The sequence below is a fragment of the Paenibacillus sp. CF095 genome (assembly GCF_900101225.1).
Classification (GTDB): domain Bacteria; phylum Bacillota; class Bacilli; order Paenibacillales; family Paenibacillaceae; genus Paenibacillus.
Map to the genome: position 1 here is coordinate 471,848 of NZ_FMZN01000002.1, position 17,089 is coordinate 488,936.

Genomic DNA, 17,089 nt, shown 5'->3' on the forward strand with positions numbered 1-17,089 from the left:
TGGAAATATATAACACACCTATAATGAAGCCATGACTTTGACTTCACATAGGGGAGGGAACAATCCATGGGTTATATTGAAACGTTGCGAGGAATGGTTGGCAATGCTCCTGTTATTTTGGTGAGACCGAGTATATTGATCTTGAACAAGACAGGTGAGATTCTATTGGTTCGACATCTGGATGATACGTGGGGAGTACCGGGTGGAAATATGGAGCTCGGCGAATCGGTGGAAGAGTCTGCAATGCGAGAGGTCAGAGAAGAGATTGGGATAGAGATCAAGAAACTTCATCTGTATGGCGTCTTCTCAGGAAAAGAGTTATACACGAAATTAAGAAATGGGCATGAATACTACAATGTGGTCATTGGTTATATTTGCACGGAGTATGAGGGAGAACTGAAGCCAGATGGGGTTGAAGTCTTTGAAGCGGAATTTTTCAAACCAACGGAATTGCCTGAAAGGACCGACCCTTACTTAAAAAGAAAAATCCAAGAAAATGCAGAGCATATAGCAACATTATTGGGAAAAGTATAATCGAGAGGTTGCCACCGAAATGGTTTCTCTCACGAGTTGTAGAGCTAACGAACCGAGCGCTTCTTATAGGGCGGATTATTTGTGGAATTGTAATTTAACGAAGTAGAAATTGAAGCAAATAACACTTGTGCAGTTCGTTAGAAAAAAAGTATGCCAAAGAGGGATGTCCTCCGTCATGTTCGTGACTTGTGGGACATCTCCCTTTTGCTTTTACACCCGTCTTGTCTTATACCGACTTCGCATCGCGGCCTGAACTACAATGGCAACAGCAATCAACACCAGATTGAACACAAACACGGAGTAAAGCGATCCAACTTCCATAAGCAACGCAGCAACCAGTGGAGATACGATGGAGCCGATCTCGGCAGCTGAGACAATTTTGCCTATGACAGAACTTCGACTCTCGTCCGGGATATGATCACCAATATGAGCAAAGAACGAATCCATGTAACATGCTCCGCCCACCCCGCCAATCAACATGCCAACGTAGACCCATAGATGGGAGGACGTGCTTAAAAATACAGCAACTTCGATTCCAATGAGAAACATGCCGAGCATACAGAGTAACAGACGATCGCCTAACCGGTCAGAGAGATAACCAACAAAGGGAGCAGCGGCAAGCGTAGAAATCCCGGATACTGTGAAGGCGAGACTGGTTGCAAAGGGGTCCCAATGCATGATGTGAGCTGCATACAGTGCGAAGTAGGTGAGAAACACCGCATAGGCACTCATCTCCAGAAAATGCACCGTACCGTAGCCAAGTAGTTGTTGCCGCTGTGTGAGCCTTGTAGACAAATCTTGAGTATGCTTTGCATCAGACCGTGATGAAGATAAAGGAAGTTCAGTCGATACAGTAGTATTAGGGTGGGAGTCACTTGTGGTGGAATCTACAACAACTTCATCCGTGGAGAGCACTGAATTTGTTAAGTTGTCCAGAGGTTCTTGTCTCACCGTCGCAGAAGGATCTTCTATTAGATGATCAATTAACGTACTCCCAGACTCATGAGTAGCTCTAGCTGGTGCCGTCGTCTTCATCCCCATCGCAGCGACCACGGCCATCAGACAACACACGGTAACGAGTAAAAAAGGCACCGACAAGGGCCAATGCAATGCGAGCCAGCCACTAATGACTGGGCCAAGTACCATACCGCCGCCCTCACTGCTGCTGATATATCCATTGTACAGGCCGCGGTTGTCTACATTACCCCCATCTCCGATGATGGAACGCACGACCACGGTAAGGCCGGTGGAAGCGAGTCCTTGCAGCAGTCGGAGCAGGCCGAATAATACCGCAGCAGAAGAAAATGCGAAGCCGCCCATACAGACAGCGAGCAGGATCAGCATCAGGATGAGCGCATTTTTCCCTCCGAGCTTTCTATAAATTGCCGCAGCAGGAACACCGCCAATCACTTTCCCCACATAAAAGAGTGCAAAAATACCCCCCATCATCCAGCCGGACAGGCCGAATTCCTCAATAAACAAAGGAAACAGGGGCAGGATCATGAATCCGCCCATCTGACTGAGGAAACAAATGGTCATCAGCAAAGGCAGGTTACGACGAATATCCAAGAGCCAAGACTCCTCTCACACATAAAATGGAATCCTAAAAATCCTTCATTTACTCCATATGGGTACGTATTATCGAGATTACCTGTAATGTATGCAGAATTTTAAACAATAAGAAGAAATGACATGCGGCGTTTACATCAAAACCATTGCGGATATACCTGAATCATATATAATAGATGGGTTATCTATAAGGATGCATGAATGAAAGTGTACAGAATTAAGAGGTACCTCAAGTATAAGGGGGCGATGTGAAGCATGTCAGAACAACAACCGATTATCCGCTTTGAAGCGGTGACTCAGCAATACGATCAGGATGAAGCCGTATTGAAGGCAGTCAGCTTTGAGATTGAGCGGGGTAAATTTTATACGCTTCTTGGCCCATCGGGCTGCGGGAAAACAACGATATTGCGGTTGATTGCCGGTTTTGCGGAGCCGACACAGGGCAGTATTTATTTTAATGGTGCGCTCATCAACCGAGTGCCTGCCCACCAGCGGCAAGTGAATACCGTATTTCAGGATTATGCGTTATTTCCACATTTGAATGTATTTGAGAACGTAGCTTTTGGCTTGCGGATCAAAAAGATGAAAACGGCTGAAATTCGCAGCAAAGTGTTGGAAGCCCTCAAATTCGTCAATCTGTCCGGTTATGAGAACCGTGAAATTGGCGAAATGTCTGGTGGACAACGACAACGTGTTGCGATTGCACGCGCCATTGTGAACGAACCTGAAATTCTGCTGCTGGACGAGCCGCTCTCAGCACTCGATCTGAAGCTGCGGACCGAAATGCAGTATGAATTAAGGGAGCTGCAGCAGCGACTGGGCATCACGTTTATCTTTGTTACACATGATCAGGAAGAAGCCTTGGCGATGTCCGACGAGATCTTTGTCCTGAATGGCGGCGTGATCCAACAGAGCGGTACACCGAATGATATCTATGATGAGCCGATTAACCGCTTTGTGGCAGACTTTATCGGGGAATCGAACATTGTATCGGGCAAAATGAAGCAGGACTTTGTGGTGGAATTCGCTGGCGCACAGCACGAGTGTGTCGATCAGGGTCTCCAGCCGGACGAGCCGGTAGAGATTGTCATTCGCCCAGAGGATCTTGAGATTACAACCGAAGAACAAGGTAAGCTGAAGGTCAATGTGGACTCCCAGTTATTCCGCGGAGTGCATTACGAAATATCCACGTACGACGATGCGGGCAATGAGTGGCTTGTTCATTCAACCAAGAAAGCTGTTGTCGGCGCGCGGATAGGGCTCTATTTTGACCCGGAAGCTGTACACGTTATGCGCTTTAACGAGACCGAAGAAGAGTTCGACAAACGACTCGAAGCCTATCAAGAGGCCGCTCATGCAGACTAAGGCCAGCACACGCAATGCGTATCTGATTCCATATGTACTATGGATGGTGTTGTTTGTTGTGGCGCCGGTTCTGCTGGTCATCTATTATTCATTCTTCGATGTGGAGGGTAACTTCACGTTTGGCAACTACGCCCGCTTCTTTACGCCGGTGTACTTGCAGATGACGCTCAGTTCGTTCTGGTATGCATTTCTGATTACGGCGTTCTCGCTGCTTATCTCGTATCCAACGGCGTATATGCTGACCCGGACGAAGCACAAGCAGCTGTGGTTGCTGCTGATCATTCTGCCAAGCTGGATCAATCTTTTGTTAAAAGCGTACGCCTTTATCGGCTTGTTCGGAACGTACGGTTTGACCAACTCCCTGCTTGAAGTCGTGGGTATTGGCACACAGCAGATTTTGTTCACCGATTTCAGTTTTATCTTTGTCTCGGTGTACATCTTCATTCCATTCATGATCCTGCCGATCTTCAATGCGTTGGAAGAGATGAATCCATCGTTGATCTACGCGGCGCGGGATCTGGGTGCCTCATCTTGGCTGACCTTCCGCCGGGTTATCTTTCCGCTGACGATTAGCGGTGTGAAATCAGGCTGTCAGGCTGTATTTATTCCAGCACTGTCTCTGTTCATGATTACCCGCCTTATTGCGGGGAACCGTGTAATTACGCTGGGAACAGCGATTGAACAGCATTTTCTCGTCACCCAGGACTGGGGGATGGGTTCAACGATTGCCGTCTTTTTGATTATTGCGATGGCGATTATTATGTTCCTGACTGGATCAGGCAAGAAGGAGGTGCGTAATGGGAAGAAACGGAAAGCTGTCTAACGTCTATCTGGCCGTTGTATTCGCCATATTGTACGCACCGATTGCGTATCTGATCTTCTACTCCTTCAACAGCGGCGGTCACATGCGCAGCTTCGAAGGATTCACGCTTGAATGGTACAGAGAGGTGTTCGCCGATACTCGGCTACTCATCATTGTGCTGAATACATTTATCATTGCGCTCCTGTCATCAGCGATCTCAACGATCCTTGGTGTAGCAGGAGCACTGGCGATCTACCATGTGCGTCGCAAACGGACCAAGAATACGCTGCTGTCTCTCAATAACGTGCTCATCGTTAGTCCGGATGTCATCATTGGTGCATCGTTCCTGATCCTGTTTACCATGATTGGTATCAAACTTGGCTTCACTTCGGTCCTGCTGTCTCATATCGCATTCAGTGTACCGATCGTTGTGATCATGGTACTGCCGAAGCTGCAGGAGATGAGTCCAACACTGATGGATGCAGCACGTGATCTGGGCGCTGGTTCATGGCAGATTCTGACGCGTGTGGTGCTGCCATACGTGAAACCGGGTATTTTTGCCGGATTCTTCATGGCATTGACGTACTCGCTCGATGATTTTGCGGTAACATTCTTTGTCACGGGTAATGGATACTCCACACTCTCGGTAGAGATATACTCCAGAGCAAGGCAGGGTGTTTCCTTGTCCATCAATGCTTTGTCTACCCTGTTGTTCCTGCTCACGGTGCTGCTGGTGGTTGGATATTACTTCATTAACCGCCGTGCAACACGGATACCTCCAGGAGGAAAGGGGCTGCGACCATGAAGCAACTGGTACGGACATTTGCGCTTGTTTTTGTGGCCGCCTTTGCCCTGATGATCCTGGCTTCGTATCTGAACAAGAGTCAGGGGTATTCTGGCGGCAACACGCTGACCATCTATAACTGGGGCGATTATATCGACCCGGATCTGCTCAAGGAATTTGAGGATGAGACAGGCATTAAGGTCATCTATCAGACGTTTGATTCCAATGAAGCGATGCTGACCAAGATTGAGCAGGGCGGTACTACGTTTGATGTGGCGATTCCTTCTGAATATGCGATTAGCAAAATGAAAGAGGAAGACCTGCTCGTTCCAATTGATCACAGCAAATTGACTAACCTGAGCAACATCGATCCGCGGTTCTTGGACTTGTCCTTTGACGAAGGCAACAAGTACTCGATCCCTTATTTCTGGGGAACAGTGGGGGTTGTGTTCAATCCCGAACTGGTGGATGGATTGACGTTTGATAGCTGGAACGACCTGTGGGACCCGCGTCTGAAAAACCAAATCCTGCTCCTTGATGGCGCACGCGAAGTCATTGGGATGGGATTGAACAGTCTCGGGTATTCTCTGAATGATACCAACGAAGACCATTTGCAAGAAGCGCTGAAGAAGCTGTCTACATTGACACCAAACGTCAGAGCAATTGTGGGTGACGAGATCAAGATGCTGCTTGCGAACGAGGAAGCGGCAGTTGGACTTGTATGGTCCGGGGATGCATCCGAGATTATGGATGAGAACGACAAGCTGGATTACATGGTGCCAGAAGAGGGATCAAACCTCTGGTTCGATAACATGGTTATTCCCAAAACAGCGAGTAATATTGAAGGGGCACACCAGTTTATCAACTTCATGCTGGACCCAGACCATGCGGCTCGCAATGCCGAGTATGTGGGATATTCCACACCAAACGCTGAGGCCCTTAAGCTGCTGCCAGAGGACATCTCGGAGGATGAACGCTTCTATCCAGACGAGACACTGACAGGTAAGCTGGAGGTCTACGATAATCTGGGTAAAAAAATGCTCTCGCATTATAACGACCTGTTCCTGGAGTTTAAAATGCACAGCAAATAACCGCCAATAACGTGTGCACAGTTCGTTAGATTTGAAAAAAAACAAAAAGGGTTGCTGCTCGTCATTTCATTTGAATGACGAGCAGCAACCCTTTTTTATTACCTACTTCAGAGCAAAAACGCTTGAAGTGCCATATAAAATGAACATTACAGGGCACACGTTAACGGAGCGGGCAGAAATAAGCTATAGAAGCGGAGCGTTCGCCTTTATCACCGGATTTTCCCATTGTAAAAGGGGAATCAAAAAATCCGGGGATAACAGCGATCGAAAGATTATTCTGCACGTGGAGTGGCTCAGTGTGAACCCGTACCTTATTCATCTTATATGAATGACACTACATGCGCTTTTTGCGACCCACCATGATCCAAGCCCCACCCATAATCAGCACAATCGCCACAAACGGTTGGATAAAGCTCAAGCTGCTCAGCATCGTACCAATCGACATCACGGCAAAGAACAGCAGGGAGATAACCGTTAGAATGTTGATGGGGATCAGCAACCATTTGTTCCGACCACCGAACCAATACAATTCGAACAAACCAACAGCTACAGCCAGAATGAAGCCCGGCCACATCGTACCCCAGTTGTTAAACAGCATAGCGATCTGACAGACGATACCAACAGTGAGTAACAACCCACCGGGAACCAGTAGTCCAACCCCTCTGCCAATCATGGAGAAGTAGAGCCAGTGGAAGAACAGTCCGAGTGGAATCACGAACAACGTGGGCCAGAAAGTCGCAAAGATCGTACCCGGACCGAGTGAACCTCCCTGGTTCAGAATCAGGTACACGCCCAGCAAAATGAGAACAGGCGCAAGGATCGTACGTTTAGCCATAATATCTCTCCTTCTTAATACAAGATCAATTTCCGAACGGTTGTATGTAGAGCAATTACTTTCGTTATTCACAGCATAGCATGAAATGGAAAAGTCTATCCTCCGTCTTTGGAGTTAAAGTGGACCTAGACCAAAGTCTAGGTAAGCATTTTGGGCAACTACCTCTCTGTAGATGAGTGTATAGTTGAACATGCTAAAAACCCACTCTGTTGAAGAGTGGGTTCTGTCATTCTTTTTATCAAAAGCGAAGCTTGTTATTTCACCACATCCGAATGTTTCTTGCCCCAGCTGTTCACACCGTCATCCTCAATAATGGAGATGGCAGCGTCGGCGATATCGGGGTTCGTCATCAGTTTCTCCTGAATACGGAACTTGATGTCATCCGCATCAGCTAGGCTGAGTCCTTTGGTCAACTCAATGAGACCTTCCACATGATAATAACGGCCTTCCTGAATAATACGCATCATCTGAATGTCAGCAACATGTGTATCTGCGAGAATGGTTTGGGACACTTTGTCCTCAATATCCTGTGGAGCCGCAACACCAATCAATCCGATCATATTATCGTAACCGACACGGAAGGCTACAGCGATCATCAGACATCCAATAATCGTTGTCACAATGCCATCGAGCAATGCAAAATTGGTTAATGCAATGACTACAACGGAGATCAAGGCGAGTGTCGCACCGAGTACTGCTACAACATCTTCATAGAATACGAGACGGGTTGGTGGCGCAGCACGGCCTACATTTTTGATGGCAGCAGGGACCAAGGCAAATCCGGCGGCTTTGGGTGCGCGTGCTTCTTTGAGGATTTCCTTCATGGCTTTGATCAGGATGGCCCCGTCAATGACAATGTTCAGAACAAGCACTCCGATGTTAATCCAGAGACCGCCGGTATGACCAACAGGATGCTGGAGCAGGTGAATCCCCTCATGAATGGTCTCATAGGCCATAATCGTCACGACAATAACGGCGATCATACAGAAAATGTTGATGACCCGTCCGAATCCGGTCGGGAAGCGGCGTGTAGGTTTTTTCTCGGACAACACACTTCCGACAAAGACAAACCCTTGGTTAATGGCATCAGCGAGTGAATGCATCGCCGAAGCGAACATGGCACCACTGCCACTGAATAGGAAGGCTCCTCCTTTGCACACAGCAAGTACGGCATTACCTGCCATCGCTACGGCGGAGGATGTGTTTCCTTTTTTGACGAGAGACATAAAGCTCTCAGACTTTGGTTGTTCAGCCACTTCGTATGTTCCTCCCAGATCAATGTATTAGGTGTAGAAAAGGCAGTTTATCTATACAGCATGTGCATTTCCACTAAATGTTATTATAACCGCTTTGACATATCCCAGCATTATGCAAAAAAGGTCATATCATCATGCGCATTTCAGTACTCAATGGCTTCCAAGGCACGTAAATTCCGGTTAGACTGTTCCAAAAGTTCCGTAAACGTCCCAGCGACATAATATACAAAATCCGGATCATGTACGTACATAATAATCTGTCCATATGTTCCTTGCTCTGTCGGATCAAAGTCGAACATCAGATACAGCGACCCGCCTCCAAGCTTGCCAAACGTAACCCATTTCTTTTGAAAAAGGTAGGGTTTGATTCGAGGATCAAGCTCACGGATCTCTTCTTCGGTAAAATAATCATCCATGCGGTTCTCCACCAGCGTGGACTGCTCCTTTTGAATCTTTTCCAGGGATAACAGGTAAAATGGCTCGGACTCTCGTCCTTCCTCGAGGCTTGGATACAAGACGTGAAAGGCATAACCGCTCCCATTTTTACGTTTATAAAACGCACGAAAATCAGCAGGTAATCGAATACCGTGTTCCTGCTCGAATGCGTCGAGCTGCTCATCCGTCACGCCTTCAAACTCGCGATATGCGGTGAGCAGCTCCCGGTTTTCCTCATCTTGTACCTTCTCCTCCAGCAACATATCCAGTTCATCCATCAATTCATATATACGCTGTTCTGGCATCCAATTCCCTCCGTATGAGCTATTCAGATAATATAGTGAGTGATATGCGAGCAAACTGTGCCTGATTTCACCTCATATTATAGATATAATCCGGAAAAGCACACAAGAAACCGGAGTCCTTGCTTACATACTACAATGGTCTCATTATTCAAGGACGGTAACAACAAATAAAGCGTGAGCAACAGGGGCATTCCCTGTAACTCACGCTAATTATTTATCTACTATATAAATAAAACTAATCTTTTACACGAAAACGTAGAGGGCAGAAAGAACCTGAAGAAGCGAAGTGTTCGCCTTTATCCCCAGATTTTCACCTTTATATAAAGTAAATAAAAAAATCTGGGGATAACAGCGATCGGAAGGTTGTTCTGTCATCGGAGTAGCGAGTGTAAATACTTTAGTTCGTTTTATATAGTCCTCTTTAATCAAACTTCCAGCAGGACAAACTCAGGTTGCCATACTGATAGGCTTTGAACAGGAGCGATGCCTGTTTGTTCTGATGCCCCGCACCCATAGCGAGCAACAGTGGTACAAAATGCTCCGGCGTAGGCACGGCGGCTTGAGCTGAAGGTGCCAGTGTATCATAGGAAAAGAGAGACTCCGTATCCCAACTCACCAGCTTGTCATGCAGCCAGTTGTCAAACTCTGATGCCCACGGGTCAACACCGTTACTTTCCCAGTTCAATCGACGTAGATTGTGGACGGTTCCGCCGCTGCCGATCACGAGAATGTCTTGCTCACGTAAGGAAGCGAGCGCTTGTCCAACCTGATATTGCTGCTCACCTGTCAGATAGCGATTCACGGACAAGGCAATTACGGGAATATCCGCATCTGGGTAGAGCAGGCGTAGAACAACCCAGGCGCCGTGATCCAGGCCACGAACATCATCCGTTTGTACCGGGATCCCTGCTTCTGCAAATAAACGCTCCACCTCGGCTGTGGTTTCTGCCTGTCCTTGAGCCGGGTACTTGATCTGATACAGCTCGGGCTGGAAACCGCCGAAATCATAAATGGTTTCGTAATTGGCTACCGAGGATACAAGCTGAGTAGTGGATTCCCAGTGAGCAGAGAACAATACAATTGCTTTGGGTTTCGGCAGTTCCTGTCCTAGTTTTTGCAAAAATTCAGTGTACACATTCTCCTCCAGTGCAATTGACGGGGCACCGTGAGCAATAAACAGAGATGGCATCATTTTGAATTCAGTCCTTTCGGGTCTTCGGTAGTCAGATTTGCATCCGTCCGAAGCCAGTGTTGAAAATGTTGATATAGATCGGGGGTCACCTGGTGTCCACCGTTGTAAGGTACATATGTGACGTGATTGGTGTGTTGACTGAAGAAATTGGCGTTATCTTCGCCCAGTTGCAGCGGGAATAGATGATCCTGATCACCATGTGAGATGAACACAGACAGCTCCGAATCGGGTTGCAGCTTGTACTCGTCTTTCACAAATTGCGGGATGTACCCACTCATCGCTACTATGCCCTTAATGGCATCTCCCATGATCAGCGATAGGGTCATTGCCATAATAGCGCCCTGGCTGAATCCGGCGATATAACGCCGCGTGGGATCAATCGCATATTTGGCGGACAGATCAACAATCAACTGTTGCAATCCCAGCACAGAGGCATCATACAATTCACGGATGGGGTTGCCAATGCTTTTAATCTGAAAATAAGCATAACCACTACTCTGAACGATAGGCCCACGGATGGCGACAATAATAAAATCAGACTGCATAGGCTTCATTAAACGAAGCATATCCTGTTCATCTGATCCCATGCCATGTAAGGCGAAAATCACAGGATAACGTTGATCTGGATTGTAATGAGATGGTAATTGGACTTCATGTATATAAGGAGAATTCATTGAAAACACCACCTGATGAGGAATGAGTTAATATATCGCTTTAATGATAAAGTTCACCAATATGAAATAAATATTCTTATTTATGAACAAAATTTATCATGGTTTCATTGTAGGGTCAATACTTTTTTTGTATGATGAATATATGTTGTTTATTAAAAATCTTGAATGTATCTACAATAAATGCCGCTGCGAATGGTTTATATATTATTCCCGAGGACGTGATCAGGATGTTAAAAAGTATCGTGCCTATTTTGAGAATATTTGATGAAAATAAAGCTAGAGAGTTCTACCTTGAATACCTGGGTTTCCAATTGGATTGGGAACATCGATTTGAGCAAGATATGCCCTTATATATGCAGATTTCACTCGATTCCATCGTGATTCATTTATCCGAACATCATGGAGATTGTACACCTGGAGCTGCCTTGCGCGTGGAAACAGATAACTTGGATACATTCCATGGTGCACTTCGTCAGAAAAAGTACAAAAATGCAAGACCAGGTATAGAGGAAACACCTTGGCAATCAAGGGAAATGACCGTGACAGATCCGTTCGGAAACCGAATTATATTTGTTGAGACAAGCGCCGAATAGATAACCTGAAGAAGCGACGCGTACGACTGGTGTCTTAAATAGATCAATAGGAGGGGAGGGACGCAATATGGATATTGGCTTGGCTATTCGTACGATCCGCAAACAGAAACAGATTACGATCATGCAGATGTGTGAGGGCACGGGGTTGTCCAAAGGTTTTATCAGCAACGTAGAAAATAACAAAACATCACCTTCCATTGCTACACTTGAAAGTATTGCGGATTATCTGGAAGTGCCACTTCCCTATTTGCTGCTGACACCGGAGCAACGGATGAATGTGGTACGCAAGAACGAGCGCAAGGAGACGACAGCCGGAAGCGGACAGATCAAAGTACAGCAGCTTACAGCCAAAGGTGCAATGCGTATGTCCATTGTGGAGTTACCGCCAGGTGCTTCGACCGGGGTGAGCAAACATGCCGGGGAGGAAAGCCATCTGGTGTTGCAGGGCAAGATTCGTGCGGAGCAATGCGAAGATGTGGAAGTTCTTGAAGTGGGTGATTCGTTTACCTGGAATGCGATCGTGCCCCATGAAGTGACCAATATCGGTGAGGAGCCTGCGGTGGTGCTCATTGCAGTGTCCAAAGAATTGGGTCTGGATCATTTATAGAATAAAAAAAGGACGGCTCCCAAGTCATGAACATGCGAACCTGCATACATGTACAATGGGAATCGTCCTTTTATTTTCTAACGAACTGAGCGAGCCCTATTAGATGATTTTAAGCAGATATTGAGATGTAACGAATCTCAGACGCTTTATTTCACTGTTGTGTGTGTAATTTGGCTACATTCCACAGACTTCTGGCGAAATAACGTCGCAGAGATTCGTTACGTTTCTCATTTCCTGCAAAAGAGCACAATAAGGTGCGAGAGGTTTGTTAGAAAGGTCAGAATCACCTGTCTATTGTGGATTCGTCGTCCAGATACCTGCTGCTTTGACGAAGACACGGTCGGACAGCTTGAGTGTTGCGAGTGCAAGTTCAGCTACATCTTCCGCTTGCATCATGCGATCTTCGTCGCCAATTTTCAGTCCGGCATTGGTCGCAAGCTCCGTATTAACGGTGCTTGGTGTCAGTGCTGTTACACGAATGTTGGACTTGCGCACTTCCTGCATCAGAGATTCGGTCATGCCGAGTAGCGCAAATTTGGATGCACAGTATGCCGAACCTGTAGCGAATCCGCGTTCACCTGCAGTGGAAGCAATATTGATGATACTGCCGCTACTTTCCTTGATCATGCTTGGAAGGATAGCACGTGTGACGTAATATGTACCCATAACGTTAACATGCAGAATGCGTTCCCACTCTTCCGGGTCCATATCCAGCAGTGTGCCGAAGCTTGCGATACCTGCATTATTGATCAGAATATCCACCGCACCAAGTTCCATCTCAATGGCTGCTACAGCGGCTTCCGCCTGTGTGCGATCCGAGATATCTGCTACAGCACTGGTTACTTTCACACCGTATTCTTGACTAAGTGACTGTTGCAGAGCCTGAAGATCGGAAGCGGTACGTGCAATAAGGCCGAGGTGCACACCTTCTTTGGCAAGGGCTTCAGCGATCGCACGCCCGATACCTTTACCGGCACCTGTGATGACAGCTGTTTTATTTTTAAGTTCCATGTGGATAATTCCTCCTTAGAATTGGACTGGCATTTGATTATACTATATTACCCACAGTTCGGAAATTTGCTTCATCACTATTTGGTAATCTCGATGCTGCCAGAGGAGGTACGGGCCTTGATCACTTCCCGGCTTACCATTGGCGATTCAGGTACATCGACACTTCCGGAAGTAGCCTTAGCGTCGTAGATTCCGTCAAAATCAGGTGCAGCTTGAATGAAAATATCTCCTGATGTTCCAGACGCATTAATCGGGGCGGAATGGGACTGCTCAATATGAATGCTACCCGAAGTGAATTGAACATCAGCTGCGCCGTTTAATTCAGTAATCTCAATATCTCCTGATTTAATCTTACTGTTTACATGACCGGCAATCTGATCTGCTGTGAAGCTTCCGGATGTCTGTTTCACGGTCATGTCTCCATCAATCATGGAAGCGTTAATGTCACCCGAAGTTAGAACCAATTCAATATTGGGCGCCTTGATGTTTTCCAGACGTATTGAACCTGAGGTATTATTCAGCTCAAGCTGATTGGCACTCAGACCTGTCAGATCCCATTCACTTGAAGAGGAGTCCAGCTTAACCTCATTTAATTGGTGTCCTTCAGGCAGGGCAACGGTTATTGTGGAGTCTTGATCATTCCAGTACAAGGTGAAAAATTGCAATCGATCACGTTCTGTCTGCGCCAGTTGGAATGTGCCGTTGGATAAGGTGGCCTGTTCGAAGCTTTTGACTACAGCAGGGTCCCATTTGCCATCCACTTCGATATAACCATTCGAATCCGGGCTTACAACAAATTCAATATCTGCACTGAAATTAGCACTCATGATAATGTTCTGCAATTCATCTGCTTTGAAATCCCATCGTTTAGAATAATGCTCCCGTTCATCCCCGAACTGAACGCCATAGATGGATGTCCCAAGTAAACCTATTCCGATACATATCACGGCAAGCGCAAGCCATTTTTTAGTGCTCATGCGGAAACATCTCCTTTCATCGTGTTTTTATTCCATCTAATATATTGAAGAGTGACGATTTTGAAGGCTCTAAAGACATAATTCGATGTGATGGCAAACAAAATGCCGACACCGAAAGCGCCAATCGCAACGAAGATCTCTGCTTTATCGAGTTGGCTCAGGAATAAGAAATCCACAACCGCTGCTACAGGAGCCAATACCAGCAAGGAAAGGCTGGCAATAACAAGCCATACCGACCACATCATGAGACCAAGGGGGATGCCAAGAATCAGATTCAGAAATAACAGGCCGATGGCTGTGAAAAATTTGCGAGTGGCTCTGGTGCTGTTTCTGGGTGACCGCATTTCGCGATACGTCGGTGCATAGAATGCATCTGAACCCGGCGTATGAATGTCATAACGATCACCGAGTGCTTCCTTGGCGATTTCTTCCGGCTGTCCGAGTTCCCGAGCGATCTCTTCTTCCAACCTGCCTTCTCGTAGTCCAAGCTCGAAATGTTGATCATAGTCGGCGAGCAACTCAGCCCGTTCGAATGGGTCCATCGGCCGTAGATGAACTTCCATGGCTTTCATAAATTGTTGTCTATTCATTGGGGGTTCCTTCCTCAATCAGATTTGCGACATTGCGCACAAATTCATTCCATTCTGTCGTCAGTGCCGTCATGTAGTCGCGACCTGTATCGGACAGTCGGTAATACTTGCGCGGCGGGCCTTCAGTTGATTCTTGCAGGTAGGTGGTGCAGTAACCGTCATTCACAAGCCGGCGAAGCAAGGGATACAGTGCACCTTCAGCAACTTCGATATGTTTGGAGACAGCCTGAGCCAGTTCGTAGCCATACCGATCCTGGCGGTTAATTAATACCAGGACGCACAGCTCCAATACTCCTTTTTTGAACTGGATGTTCACATTCACACAGGTTCCTCCTTCGTAGCTTCATTTATAGCTATTGTATATTGTTCAGTAGTGGTGAAGTCATCATAGCATCCAGTACTGTTTAATGCAAGGTAGTGATTTTAAAATAGTTCCGTATCACGATTGATCGATAATAAGTTCGTTTAATACTGATGCTTAGCTGAAGCTGTCTGTTTAGCTATAATTCAGCATACGCAAAAACCGGATCGGTTACTTCCGTCTGGAGGCGGATTCCGATCCGGTCTGTGAGATGAACTTTTGTTTCTTTGGTTTACAGGTTAATCGCTAAATGTCGGTTATCCTTGTGCATCCAGAACTTTAAGGTCTTCCACAGCAGGGCCCTCAATGACATGGCCTGCATAATCGAAGCGGGAACCATGGCATGGGCAATCCCACGAACGCTCGCCCTCGTTCCATTCGACTTCGCACCCCAGATGAGTACAGGTGGTATCCACCAGAAACAGCTTGCCACTGGTGTCCTTGTAGGCGCCAGCACGTTTGCCATTATGACGAACGACGGCTCCTTCGTCTTCGCCAATATCACTAACGTTTTTGTGCACAATACCTACTTTACCGGAGATTAATTCCTTGGCTACATTCACATTTTCCACAATAAAATGTTTCATGCCAGGATCAGCTTTGAATCTTGCCGGATCGAATATGGCAGCATGAGGATTGTCACGTCCAGTGATGCGATCCGCAAGAAGGTGTCCTGCCATCGTGCCAGTTGTCATTCCCCATTTGGCAAACCCGGTCGCCACATAGACACGTTCATGTCTTCCGGTAATCGGTCCAATGTAAGGCACCTTGTCGATGGAGATCAGATCCTGGGCTGACCAGCGGAAAGGAATGTTGCGGATGCCAAATGTCTCCGCTGCGAACTGCTCCAGGCGTTCATAATGACCGAAGGTGCAGATGCCTTGTCCGGTTTTGTGATTTTCGCCGCCAAAGAGGATAAGTTCCTTACCGTCATGTAAGACGGTACGCAAGGAGCGGTACGGTGTATCGTCCGAGATGTACATGCCGCCCGCATAGGGTTTCTCCGGTTCGACTAATACAGCGTAGGATCGTTCGGCGTGTAATCGTGTGAAATAAAACCCGGGATCATAGACGGGAAAATGAGAAGCCACGACAACATGTTCCGCTGTTACGGATGGGCCATCTCCATAAGTTCTGACATGTAGTGAAGCGTCTTCCTCTACATCCGTAACTGTCGTATGCTCGTAGATCTGTACCCCTTGTTTCACAGCGGAATCGAGCAAGTAATGCAGGTAGGCCAGCGGATCAAAGCGTGCCTGACCCGGCATGCGGATACCCGCTCTGGCAGGAACTGGAATAGGGAGTGGATCTACCCACTCACCAGGGATATTGAGTTTGCCATAGGCGGTCAGCTCGATCTCCAGTTTTTTAATGTTTTCCTCTGATTGAATATAGACGTAGGCATCTTCCTCTGCCCACTGGCAATCAATCTGTTTTTCCTTCACCAGATTGCGCATCCACTTGGCAGCATCGGCATTGCCTTCATAGTACATCCGAGCCTGTTCTTGTCCGAAGTGATGCATAATTTCATCAAATATGACGCCGTGTTGTGTAGATACCTTGGCAGTGGTATGACCGGTCGTGCCATCCAACACTTTTCCAGCCTCCAGCACGACTACACGCATACCCGTCTGCGCGAGCAGATAGGCTGTAGTAATGCCTGCAATACCGGCTCCAATAATCGCTACATCAGCGGTGATATCTTCGGTCAGTTTTGGATAGCTATCGAATTCATGCGTAGCACGCCACAGTGATTCGGGGACCGGGGGCAGACCCGTTTTGGGCTGCTGATTGTCGCTCATTTGTCTTCCTCCTTAATCATCTTCATTCGGTTGATGCGGTTGTCGTTCAGCGCACATCGTTGTACTCTTATTCATGATTGCCAGACTATGCCAGGAAAAAACGGTGTTGTTCAGATTTTGCCGAGGGGGATGTTCACAATTTCCTGCGCAGAACCTCTGTTTTTTTTGTTAAACATGCTATATGATAGGATTATCGAAACCGTTTTAGGTTTTGAAAAGGAGATCAAGTTTTATACCTGTAAACGTTGATTATAAAAGGATTAATCTATCCATCTGAAGTAAGATTTTATCTGAATTAATCCCCGT

18 protein-coding genes are annotated in these 17,089 nt (G+C 46.9%); 7 read left to right on the forward strand and 11 right to left on the reverse strand.

The genetic code is table 11. From position 1 onward, the window contains the following. Window positions 1–66 precede the first annotated feature (66 nt). Window positions 67–534: an NUDIX hydrolase gene (locus tag BLS69_RS21405; protein ID WP_091036001.1), complete on the forward strand. Its 468-nt coding sequence runs from the start codon at window positions 67–69 to the stop codon at window positions 532–534. Between the two features lie 210 nt (window positions 535–744). On the opposite strand, the gene BLS69_RS21410 is transcribed toward BLS69_RS21405, so the two are convergent. Beyond that, window positions 745–2,103, reverse strand: a complete 1,359-nt coding sequence (locus tag BLS69_RS21410) for an MFS transporter (RefSeq protein WP_091036004.1) — start codon at window positions 2,101–2,103, stop codon at window positions 745–747. Window positions 2,104–2,358: 255 nt separating this feature from the next. Between BLS69_RS21410 and BLS69_RS21415 the strand changes: the two genes are divergently transcribed. Genes BLS69_RS21415 through BLS69_RS21430 form a run of 4 tightly spaced genes read left to right on the forward strand, consistent with a single transcriptional unit; the run spans window position 2,359 to window position 6,145 of the window. Continuing rightward, complete coding sequence (locus BLS69_RS21415; RefSeq protein ID WP_062836830.1) at window positions 2,359–3,468, forward strand: ABC transporter ATP-binding protein; 1,110 nt, start codon at window positions 2,359–2,361, stop codon at window positions 3,466–3,468. After that, window positions 3,458–4,291: an ABC transporter permease gene (locus BLS69_RS21420; protein WP_017691799.1), complete on the forward strand. Its 834-nt coding sequence runs from the start codon at window positions 3,458–3,460 to the stop codon at window positions 4,289–4,291. The genes BLS69_RS21415 and BLS69_RS21420 overlap by 11 nt, the downstream gene beginning before the upstream one ends. After that, window positions 4,266–5,075: an ABC transporter permease gene (locus tag BLS69_RS21425; RefSeq protein WP_062836831.1), complete on the forward strand. Its 810-nt coding sequence runs from the start codon at window positions 4,266–4,268 to the stop codon at window positions 5,073–5,075. Before BLS69_RS21420 ends, BLS69_RS21425 begins: the two co-directional genes overlap by 26 nt. After that, on the forward strand, window positions 5,072–6,145 hold the full coding sequence (locus tag BLS69_RS21430; RefSeq protein WP_091036006.1) for an ABC transporter substrate-binding protein: 1,074 nt from the start codon (window positions 5,072–5,074) through the stop codon (window positions 6,143–6,145). Before BLS69_RS21425 ends, BLS69_RS21430 begins: the two co-directional genes overlap by 4 nt. Window positions 6,146–6,479: 334 nt before the next feature. On the opposite strand, the gene BLS69_RS21435 is transcribed toward BLS69_RS21430, so the two are convergent. From BLS69_RS21435 to BLS69_RS21455, 5 genes are all read right to left on the reverse strand, one after another. Further along, complete coding sequence (locus BLS69_RS21435) at window positions 6,480–6,980, reverse strand: hypothetical protein (RefSeq protein WP_017691802.1); 501 nt, start codon at window positions 6,978–6,980, stop codon at window positions 6,480–6,482. A 254-nt stretch (window positions 6,981–7,234) separates the two neighbouring features. Then, the gene (locus tag BLS69_RS21440; RefSeq protein ID WP_091036009.1) at window positions 7,235–8,236 is read right to left on the reverse strand and encodes a cation diffusion facilitator family transporter; all 1,002 of its coding nucleotides are present in this window, start codon (window positions 8,234–8,236) and stop codon (window positions 7,235–7,237) included. Window positions 8,237–8,379: 143 nt separating this feature from the next. Continuing rightward, window positions 8,380–8,976 (reverse strand): SMI1/KNR4 family protein, encoded by a 597-nt coding sequence (locus tag BLS69_RS21445; RefSeq protein ID WP_091036011.1) that lies wholly within the window; start codon window positions 8,974–8,976, stop codon window positions 8,380–8,382. 421 nt (window positions 8,977–9,397) lie between these two features. After that, window positions 9,398–10,168, reverse strand: coding sequence for a DODA-type extradiol aromatic ring-opening family dioxygenase (locus BLS69_RS21450; protein ID WP_091036014.1), 771 nt, complete (start codon window positions 10,166–10,168; stop codon window positions 9,398–9,400). Continuing rightward, window positions 10,165–10,842: an alpha/beta hydrolase gene (locus tag BLS69_RS21455; protein WP_091036016.1), complete on the reverse strand. Its 678-nt coding sequence runs from the start codon at window positions 10,840–10,842 to the stop codon at window positions 10,165–10,167. Before BLS69_RS21455 ends, BLS69_RS21450 begins: the two co-directional genes overlap by 4 nt. Window positions 10,843–11,069: 227 nt before the next feature. On the opposite strand from BLS69_RS21455, the gene BLS69_RS21460 reads away from it, so the two are divergent. After that, window positions 11,070–11,435 carry a glyoxalase superfamily protein gene (locus BLS69_RS21460; protein WP_091036017.1) on the forward strand — a complete coding sequence of 122 codons (366 nt, stop codon included), beginning with the start codon at window positions 11,070–11,072 and terminating at the stop codon, window positions 11,433–11,435. 67 nt (window positions 11,436–11,502) lie between these two features. Then, window positions 11,503–12,042 (forward strand): helix-turn-helix domain-containing protein, encoded by a 540-nt coding sequence (locus BLS69_RS21465; RefSeq protein WP_017691808.1) that lies wholly within the window; start codon window positions 11,503–11,505, stop codon window positions 12,040–12,042. A gap of 291 nt (window positions 12,043–12,333) precedes the next feature. Here the strand turns inward: BLS69_RS21465 and BLS69_RS21470 are convergent, their stop codons facing one another. From BLS69_RS21470 to BLS69_RS21490, 5 genes are all read right to left on the reverse strand, one after another. Then, a complete protein-coding gene (locus BLS69_RS21470; RefSeq protein WP_091036019.1) occupies window positions 12,334–13,053 on the reverse strand; it encodes a 3-ketoacyl-ACP reductase in 720 nt (239 codons plus the stop codon). A gap of 77 nt (window positions 13,054–13,130) precedes the next feature. Continuing rightward, window positions 13,131–14,030 (reverse strand): DUF4097 family beta strand repeat-containing protein, encoded by a 900-nt coding sequence (locus BLS69_RS21475; RefSeq protein WP_091036021.1) that lies wholly within the window; start codon window positions 14,028–14,030, stop codon window positions 13,131–13,133. Further along, window positions 14,027–14,620 (reverse strand): HAAS signaling domain-containing protein, encoded by a 594-nt coding sequence (locus BLS69_RS21480; protein WP_091036024.1) that lies wholly within the window; start codon window positions 14,618–14,620, stop codon window positions 14,027–14,029. Before BLS69_RS21480 ends, BLS69_RS21475 begins: the two co-directional genes overlap by 4 nt. Further along, the gene (locus BLS69_RS21485) at window positions 14,613–14,942 is read right to left on the reverse strand and encodes a PadR family transcriptional regulator (RefSeq protein ID WP_091036026.1); all 330 of its coding nucleotides are present in this window, start codon (window positions 14,940–14,942) and stop codon (window positions 14,613–14,615) included. Before BLS69_RS21485 ends, BLS69_RS21480 begins: the two co-directional genes overlap by 8 nt. Window positions 14,943–15,238: 296 nt before the next feature. After that, window positions 15,239–16,783, reverse strand: coding sequence for an FAD-dependent oxidoreductase (locus tag BLS69_RS21490; RefSeq protein WP_091036028.1), 1,545 nt, complete (start codon window positions 16,781–16,783; stop codon window positions 15,239–15,241). Window positions 16,784–17,089: the final 306 nt, after the last annotated feature.

Bases quoted from the DNA above. Each gene is read 5' to 3' on its own strand.
- BLS69_RS21415 (WP_062836830.1), top strand. From the start codon at position 2,359: ATGTCAGAACAACAACCGATTATCCGCTTTGAAGCGGTGACTCAGCAA.
- BLS69_RS21435 (WP_017691802.1), bottom strand. From the start codon at position 6,980: ATGGCTAAACGTACGATCCTTGCGCCTGTTCTCATTTTGCTGGGCGTG.
- BLS69_RS21430 (WP_091036006.1), top strand. From the start codon at position 5,072: ATGAAGCAACTGGTACGGACATTTGCGCTTGTTTTTGTGGCCGCCTTT.
- BLS69_RS21445 (WP_091036011.1), bottom strand. From the start codon at position 8,976: ATGCCAGAACAGCGTATATATGAATTGATGGATGAACTGGATATGTTG.
- BLS69_RS21490 (WP_091036028.1), bottom strand. From the start codon at position 16,783: ATGAGCGACAATCAGCAGCCCAAAACGGGTCTGCCCCCGGTCCCCGAA.
- BLS69_RS21460 (WP_091036017.1), top strand. From the start codon at position 11,070: ATGTTAAAAAGTATCGTGCCTATTTTGAGAATATTTGATGAAAATAAA.
- BLS69_RS21455 (WP_091036016.1), bottom strand. From the start codon at position 10,842: ATGAATTCTCCTTATATACATGAAGTCCAATTACCATCTCATTACAAT.
- BLS69_RS21425 (WP_062836831.1), top strand. From the start codon at position 4,266: ATGGGAAGAAACGGAAAGCTGTCTAACGTCTATCTGGCCGTTGTATTC.
- BLS69_RS21475 (WP_091036021.1), bottom strand. From the start codon at position 14,030: ATGAGCACTAAAAAATGGCTTGCGCTTGCCGTGATATGTATCGGAATA.
- BLS69_RS21420 (WP_017691799.1), top strand. From the start codon at position 3,458: ATGCAGACTAAGGCCAGCACACGCAATGCGTATCTGATTCCATATGTA.
- BLS69_RS21405 (WP_091036001.1), top strand. From the start codon at position 67: ATGGGTTATATTGAAACGTTGCGAGGAATGGTTGGCAATGCTCCTGTT.
- BLS69_RS21465 (WP_017691808.1), top strand. From the start codon at position 11,503: ATGGATATTGGCTTGGCTATTCGTACGATCCGCAAACAGAAACAGATT.
- BLS69_RS21480 (WP_091036024.1), bottom strand. From the start codon at position 14,620: ATGAATAGACAACAATTTATGAAAGCCATGGAAGTTCATCTACGGCCG.
- BLS69_RS21470 (WP_091036019.1), bottom strand. From the start codon at position 13,053: ATGGAACTTAAAAATAAAACAGCTGTCATCACAGGTGCCGGTAAAGGT.
- BLS69_RS21450 (WP_091036014.1), bottom strand. From the start codon at position 10,168: ATGATGCCATCTCTGTTTATTGCTCACGGTGCCCCGTCAATTGCACTG.